This is a genomic window from Photorhabdus viridis, assembly GCF_040256935.1.
Classification (GTDB): Bacteria; Pseudomonadota; Gammaproteobacteria; order Enterobacterales; family Enterobacteriaceae; genus Photorhabdus; species Photorhabdus viridis.
Genome location: NZ_JBEJZY010000524.1, coordinates 1 through 223 on the forward strand (window position 1 = coordinate 1; position 223 = coordinate 223).

The window sequence follows — 223 nt, forward strand, 5'->3', positions numbered from 1 at the left end:
GCAGGAAGGCTTAAGCCAGCCTTTTCGTTACGTTATTGAATTCACCAGCCCGGAGAAAGATATCAAACCGGCGCAGATGCTGATGCGGGACGCCGCGTTTACCCTGACGTCGCCCGCGATTAATCCGGGGATGCGGGGCATGCCGGTGATACCGCCAGCTCCCTTACGCACAATCTACGGGGTGATCAGCGAATTTAAACTGCTGTCCACCTCGCGGGATGAA

The 223-nt window shown here is 56.5% G+C and carries 1 protein-coding gene; it reads left to right on the forward strand.

The annotated features are described in order from the left end of the window. Positions 1-223, forward strand: a 223-nt coding sequence (locus ABR397_RS24375) for a hypothetical protein (protein ID WP_350307927.1), incomplete at both ends; no start/stop codon positions are given.